The sequence below is a fragment of the Streptomyces sp. NPDC055189 genome (assembly GCF_053606765.1).
The window spans coordinates 1-7,061 of record NZ_JBSGSG010000165.1; the positions used below are offsets into that span (position 1 = coordinate 1).

Sequence of the window (7,061 nt, forward strand, 5' to 3'; positions counted from 1 at the left end):
GCGTAGCACCCCTGGCACAGCACCACGGAAGGGCCCTCCACGCGCGCGTGGAGGGCCCTTCCGCATCCATCAGGCACTCCTCCCGTCAGGCGAACCGCTGGTTCGCCGCCCCGCCGCACTTCTGCAGCCGCAGCGGCTCCTTGGCCCCCGCCAGGGTCAGGCAGAGCCCGTTCGCGGCGGCGGGCCGCAGTGTCCCAGCCTCGCGGACGAACTTCTGGTTGCCGCCTCCGTGGCAGTTCCACAGGGTGACGGCGGCGCCTTCCTTGTAGGCGCCGTCGGGCACGTCCAGGCAGCGGTCCTGGGTCAGGCCGGTGTGCAGGGACCCCTGTGCGTCGTCGTACCACCAGGTCTGGTTGCGGTTGCCGGTGCAGTCCCAGCCCTGCACCTTGGTGCCGTTCTTGCTCTTCGACGCGTCGACGTCCACGCATGTCCCCGTGCCCGCGTTCTTCAGCGGCTTGTACGCGTCGTCCCAGGCGCCCCGGTAGAGCTTCGGACTGCCGGTGCTCGCCGGGTCCGCGCAACCGGCCTCGCCCCAGCCGGAGTTGTAGATCTGCGTAAGGCACGACGCGAAGGCCGCGTGACCGCGGGCGTTGGGGTGGAAGGACTGGCGGACCGAATTGGAGTCCGGCGGGAACGGGTTGGACAGGTCCACGTAGAGGCCGCGCGCCCAGGTGTCCTCCGAACAGACCTCATGGCCGTGGAAGAGCCGGGAGTTGTCGAGGTAGGTCGCGCCCGCCGCCTTCACCGCCTTGCGCATGCCGGTCCCGAAGGCGGGGACGGCGTAGTTGCGGCCCCACTCGGTGTCGGAGTCGTAGCCGAGACCGCCGCAGACCAGCTTGCCCGGGAACTTCGGGTTGTCCCGGAAGTCGGGTCCGATCGGGCTCGGGTAGCCCATCACGACGAGCTTGTAGTCGTCGCCCGCGTATCCCGCGTCCTTCATGACGGTCTTCAGGTCGCGGACGGACTGCTCGACCTTGGGCACGAGCGCGTCGACCCGCGCCTGCCAGCCCTCCGTGTACTTGCCCGCGCAGGCACCCTGGCTGAGCAGGAAGCGCGTCACGCAGTCGGTCATCACCGGCGCGAATTCGAGGTCGTCGTTGGCCCCGATGACCAGCATGACCGCCTTGATCCTGGTGTTGCGCGCCTTGATGGCGAGGTTGTCGCTCTGCACCAGCTCGTCGGCGTACTGCTTCTGCCCGCCGATCTTGATGTTGACGGTCTGCGCTCCCGAACAGGCGACGTTGTACGTCTCGTCCGCGGGGATGCCGGTGCGGTGGATCGCGGCGTCCGGGGAGCGGTGGCACCAGTTGTCGGGGCCGTCGGTGCCGGGTTCGTACGTTCCGACGCCCTCCCCCGAGATCTCGCTGTCCCCGAGCGAGATCAGCCCGGTCTTCCGGTCGGCCGGCGGGCGCTCGGCCGGGGCGCCGTACAGCTTGGTGGCCTCCTGCGCCCGGATCTTCTCCAGTTCGGGCGACAGGGGCGTGGCCGCGGATGCCGCGGGTGCGGCGCTCCCGCGGTCCTTGCCGTCCGCCGCCGCTGCGGGCGTGCCCGCGACGGTGCCGAGCACCGCCGCCATCGCCACGGCCGCCGCGAACGTACATCGCGGCATGCTCCGGCGGCCGTGTCTGATGCGCTTCATTGCGCCTCCCCGGTTTGGTGTTACCCACGGTTTTTACTGGTGGGTAGGAGCAATGGGAATACCTAGAACAAGACAAGTGCTCAACTTTTCAGCGGGGTTCGACGAAGGAGTAGGTTCGAAGGATGACCAGCGACGCCAGCGCAAGCGACAGCGGTGAGTACCGGATCGAGCACGACTCCATGGGCGAGGTGCGGGTCCCCGCCCACGCGAAATGGCGGGCGCAGACGCAGCGGGCGGTGGAGAACTTCCCCGTCTCCGGGCAGCGCATCGAGCGCGCGCACATCGCCGCGCTCGCCCGGATCAAGGCGGCGGCGGCGAAGGTCAACGCGGACCTCGGCGTGCTCGACAAGGACATCGCCGCGGCCATCGCGGACGCGGCGGGCGAGGTGGCCGAAGGCCGCTGGGACGAGCACTTCCCCGTGGACGTCTTCCAGACGGGGTCCGGCACGTCGTCCAACATGAACACGAACGAAGTCCTCGCGACGCTGGCCACGGAGAAGCTCGGCCGGGACGTCCACCCGAACGACCACGTGAACGCCTCCCAGTCGTCGAACGACGTCTTCCCCTCCTCTATCCACATCGCGGCCACCGGCGCCGTGACGCAGGACCTGATCCCGGCGCTCGAACACCTGGCGGCCGCGCTGACGCGCAAGTCGCAGGAGTTCGACGACGTGGTGAAGTCCGGGCGCACGCACCTGATGGACGCGACGCCGGTGACCCTCGGCCAGGAGTTCGGCGGCTACGCGGCCCAGGTGCGCCACGGCGTGGAGCGGCTCAATGCCTCGCTGCCGCGCCTGGCCGAACTGCCGCTGGGCGGCACGGCGGTGGGCACCGGGATCAACACCCCGCCCGGCTTCTCGGCTGCCGTGATCGACGAGGTGGCACGGGTCACGGGGCTCCCGCTGACCGAGGCGCGCGATCACTTCGAGGCCCAGGGCGCGCGGGACGGCATCGTCGAGACCAGCGGCCAGCTGCGGACCATCGGCGTCGGTCTCACGAAGATCGCCAATGATCTGCGCTGGATGGCTTCCGGCCCGCGGACGGGCCTCGCCGAGATCAACCTGCCCGATCTGCAGCCCGGTTCCTCGATCATGCCGGGCAAGGTGAACCCGGTGATCCCGGAGGCGGCGCTGATGGTCGCCGCGCAGGTCACCGGCAATGACGCGACGGTCGCCGCGGCCGGGGCGGCGGGCAACTTCGAGCTGAACGTGATGCTGCCGGTCATCGGCAAGAACGTCCTGGAGTCGATCCGGCTGCTGGCCAACGTGTCGCGCCTGCTCGCCGACAGGACGGTCGCCGGCATCACCGCGAACGCCGAACGCGCCCGCGAGTACGCCGAGTCCTCGCCCTCCGTCGTCACCCCGCTGAACAAATACATCGGGTACGAGGAGGCGGCGAAGGTCGCCAAGAAGTCGCTCGCCGAACGGAAGACCATCCGGGAGGTCGTGCTCGAAGGCGGTTACGTCGAGCGGGGCGAACTCACGCTGACGCAGCTGGACGAGGCGTTGGACGTACTGCGGATGACACGGCCGTAGGACGGCTGCCCCGCACCCGGACGGGCCCGGCCGGACAGGTTCCGGCGGGCCCGCGCGGGCAGGTCCGGGGAGCCCGTCAGGCCGGGTCCCGGGAGTCCGTCCGGGCGCCGACTAATATCTCTGCATGACAGACCTCACCACGCCGCCAACGACGAGCAGCGAAGCAGCACGCTGGGTTCCCGGCTCCCACGTGCTGTGGCGGTACAAGGACAACGCCGGGGACGGAATCCACATCTGCCGGCCCGTCACGGTCGTACAGGACACCGAAGAGCTGCTCGCCGTGTGGATGGCGCCCGGCACCGAATGCGTGAAGCCCGTCATCGCCGACGGGACCGCCGTGCACCGCGAGCCCCTCGCCACCCGCTACACCAAGCCCCGCGCCCTGCGCAGGGACCGCTGGTTCGGCACCGGCGTCCTGAAGCTCGCACGGCCAGCCGAGCCGTGGTCGGTGTGGCTGTTCTGGGATCCGGGATGGCAGTTCAAGAACTGGTACGTGAATCTGGAGGAGCCGCGCACCCGTTGGACCGGCGGCGTCGATTCCGAGGATCACTTTCTGGACATCTCCGTGCGGCCGGACCGGACCTGGCAGTGGCACGACGAGGACGAGTTCGCCCAGGCTCAGCGCGCCGGCCTCATGGAGGCCGCCAAAGCGCGGGAAGTCAGGGCCGCCGGGGACGCCGCCATCGATGTGATCCGTTCCTGGGGACGACCGTTTTCGGACAACTGGCAGCACTGGCGCCCGGATCCGGACTGGGATATTCCACCCCTTCCGGATGACTGGGACCGCACACCCACGCATGTGACGTCATGAGACCCTTGATGCGCCCCCAGGGTTCAAACGTAGGATCGTCCTCCGCAAGGGCGCACAGCAGCAACTCAGCAGCAACTCCCTGAGCTTGCGCGATGCCTGACAGGATGTCATCGAGGGGCGGCAGAACGTGAGCGAGGCGAGCGAGTTCGACGGCTACGGCGGGCCATCCGGCGTACTGACCGACCGGACAGGACAGGCCGAGGCCTTCGACGCCATCGGGCAGCACTACGACGACGCCTTCCCCCACAAGGACGGCCAGCTGGCCGCCGGGCGCAGGCTCGCCGACGCGCTGCCCGCCGGAGCGAGGGTTCTCGACGTGGGATGCGGCACCGGACTTCCCACCGCCGGGCAGCTCGCCGACGCCGGGCACAGCGTCCTGGGCATCGATCTCTCGTCCGGCATGCTCGACATCGCCAGGAAGAACGTTCCCGCGGACAACGCCGAATTCCGGCAGCTCGACGTGGCCGCGCTGCGGGCCGAAGGGCCCGACGGGGTAGGCCAGTTCGACGGGATCGCGGCTTTCTTCGCGCTCCTGATGCTGCCGCGCGACGAAATCCCGTACGCTCTGCGGCTGCTGCACGGACTGCTGCGCCCCGGTGGCCTGCTCGCGCTCTCCATGGTCGAGGCCGACCTGGATGACGCGGGAATTCCGTTCCTGGGGCACACAATCCGGGTATCCGGTTACCTGCGGGACGAACTGCGGCAGGTAGTACGTGACGCGGGCTTCGACATCCTCGAAGAGGACACGTACTCCTACGCCCCGGCGAGTACCGACGTACCACCCGAGCACCAGATCTTCCTGCACTGCCGACGCGGCTGACCAAAGTAGCCACCGGACACCAAGGCGCAGCCCCGGACGGACGGATTCGAAACGCGTGACGGAGCACTCCATCCCCGACGAGGGCCGACAGCCCCGAGCTGCCCGGCCCGCCGCCCCCGCGGATCCCCGCGGGGCGCATGCGCGTGCCCGCAAGGCGCGGGACACGCCGGGCGCGGCCGCTTTCCCCGCGCAGGCCCAGTCCCGTGCGGGCGAGTCCCGTGCAGGCGAATCCCGGGCGGGCGAGTCCGCCGCCGGGTCCTGCGACGAGCACTCCCAGTCGTCCGGGCACTCGGGGCAGCAGCCCGACCCGCACCGGCCGCGCCCCGCCCCCGAGGGCGCGCCCGACCGGCCGGGCCCCGACCCGACGGCGGGACGCGGCGGCGACCAGGAAACCCATGACGGCGCCCCCTCGGGCGCCCCCGGCGGTGAGGAGCGGCGCACGGGACAACCACGGCCGCCGGGCGCAGGCCCCGCGGCGATGCGACGTGACGGCGACCGGCTGCGCTTCGTGGGCGCCGCGACCCGGCGGATCGCCCGCGGCATCGACCTGGACGAGATCGTCATGGGCCTGTGCCGGGCCACGGTGCCGACGTTCTCCGACGCGATACTGGTCTACCTGCGCGATCCGCTGCCGGTCGGCGAGGAGCGGCCGAGCGGCGCCCTCATCCTGCGCCTTCGCCGCACCGACCGGCTGCGCTCGATCGAGGAAGGGACCGAGGAGCCCGACACGGAGAGCGGCAACCCGCCCGCGCTCCAGGTGCAGAACGAACTCGTGACGACCGCCGAACTGTGCGAGGTGCGCCCCGGCGGCGCCCTCGCCGAGGTCCTGCGGGGCGTGCGCCCGGTCTTCGCCGACACCCCCGCGGCCCGCGCCGCGCTGCCCGAACTCCTCGGCGACGGCCGCACCGTGCCCCTGGGCCAGCGCACCATCCTCGCCCCGCTGCGCGGCAGACGCCGGGTGATCGGCGCCGCAGTGTTCCTGCGCCGCCCCGACCGGCCCGCGTTCGAGAACGACGACCTCCTGGTCGCCGCCCAGCTGGCCACGCACAGCGCGCTCGGCATCGACAAGGCCGTGCTCTACGGCCGCGAGGCGTACATCGCCGACGAGTTGCAACGCACGATGCTGCCCGAGACCCTGCCGCGCCCGACCGGCGTCCGGCTCGCGTCCCGCTATCTCCCGGCCGCCGAGACGGCCCGCGTCGGCGGCGACTGGTACGACGCGATCCCGCTGCCCGGCAGCCGGGTCGCGCTCGTGGTGGGCGACGTCATGGGGCACTCGATGACCTCAGCGGCGATCATGGGCCAGCTGCGCACGACGGCCCAGACCCTGGCCGGGCTCGACCTGCCGCCCCAGGAGGTCCTGCACCACCTGGACGAGCAGGCCCAGCGGCTCGGCTCGGACCGCATGGCGACCTGCCTCTACGCGGTCTACGACCCGGTCGCGCACCGCATCACCATCGCCAACGCCGGCCATCCGCCGCCCGTCCTGCTGCACCTGGGCGGCCGCGCGGAGGTCCTGCGGGTGCCGCCGGGCGCCCCCATCGGCGTGGGCGGCGTCGACTTCGAGGCCGTGGAGCTGGACGCGCCCGCGGGCGCCACCCTGCTGCTCTACACCGACGGTCTGGTCGAATCCCGCCTGCGCGACGTGTGGACGGGCATAGAGCAGCTGCGCGAACGGCTCGCCGCCACCGCCCAGTTGACGGGACCGGACCATCCGCCGCCCCTCGAAGCCCTCTGCGACGACGTCCTGGACATGCTCGGCCCCGGCGACCGGGACGACGACATCGCGCTGCTCGCCGCCCGCTTCGACGGGATCGCGCCGAGCGACGTCGCGTACTGGCACCTGGAGCCCGAGGACGCCACGCCCTCGCGCGCCCGCCGCCTGGCCCGCAGCGCCCTGGAGCGCTGGGGCCTGCAGGAGCTGAACGACTCCGTGGAGCTCCTGGTCAGCGAGGTCGTCACGAACGCCGTGCGGTACGCGTCCCGTCCGGTGACCCTGCGGCTGCTGCGTACCGACGTCCTGCGCTGCGAGGTCGGCGACGACGTGCCGCAGCTGCCGCGGCTGCGCCAGGCGCGGGCCACGGACGAGGGCGGCCGCGGGCTCTACCTGGTCAACAGGCTGGCCCGGCGGTGGGGCGCGACACGTCTGAGCACCGGCAAGGTGGTCTGGTTCGAGCTGAACCACAGCTGACCGAGGAGCGGTGCCTGTCACTTATACACATCTCCTATCCCACTAGACGGCTCCAAAACTCGTAA

Annotated in this window: 5 protein-coding genes; 4 read left to right on the top strand and 1 reads right to left on the bottom strand. The window is 71.2% G+C overall.

The genetic code is table 11. The features are described 5' to 3' along the window. Nucleotides 1–85: 85 nt before the first annotated feature. Nucleotides 86–1,639, bottom strand: coding sequence for a ricin-type beta-trefoil lectin domain protein (locus tag ACWFR3_RS46210; protein WP_453740734.1), 1,554 nt, complete (start codon nucleotides 1,637–1,639; stop codon nucleotides 86–88). A 122-nt stretch (nucleotides 1,640–1,761) separates the two neighbouring features. Between ACWFR3_RS46210 and ACWFR3_RS46215 the strand changes: the two genes are divergently transcribed. The 4 genes from ACWFR3_RS46215 (at nucleotide 1,762) to ACWFR3_RS46230 (ending at nucleotide 6,996) form a co-directional block, all read left to right on the top strand. Then, nucleotides 1,762–3,174 carry a class II fumarate hydratase gene (locus ACWFR3_RS46215; protein WP_453740735.1) on the top strand — a complete coding sequence of 471 codons (1,413 nt, stop codon included), beginning with the start codon at nucleotides 1,762–1,764 and terminating at the stop codon, nucleotides 3,172–3,174. Nucleotides 3,175–3,298: 124 nt separating this feature from the next. Further along, nucleotides 3,299–3,985, top strand: coding sequence for a cytidylyl-2-hydroxypropylphosphonate hydrolase (gene fomD / locus ACWFR3_RS46220; protein ID WP_453740736.1), 687 nt, complete (start codon nucleotides 3,299–3,301; stop codon nucleotides 3,983–3,985). 127 nt (nucleotides 3,986–4,112) lie between these two features. Beyond that, a complete protein-coding gene (locus tag ACWFR3_RS46225) occupies nucleotides 4,113–4,805 on the top strand; it encodes a class I SAM-dependent methyltransferase (protein WP_453740737.1) in 693 nt (230 codons plus the stop codon). Nucleotides 4,806–4,860: 55 nt separating this feature from the next. Beyond that, entirely contained in the window at nucleotides 4,861–6,996 is a 2,136-nt protein-coding gene (locus tag ACWFR3_RS46230; RefSeq protein WP_453740738.1) for a SpoIIE family protein phosphatase, read from the top strand. The last annotated feature ends 65 nt before the right edge of the window (nucleotides 6,997–7,061 follow it).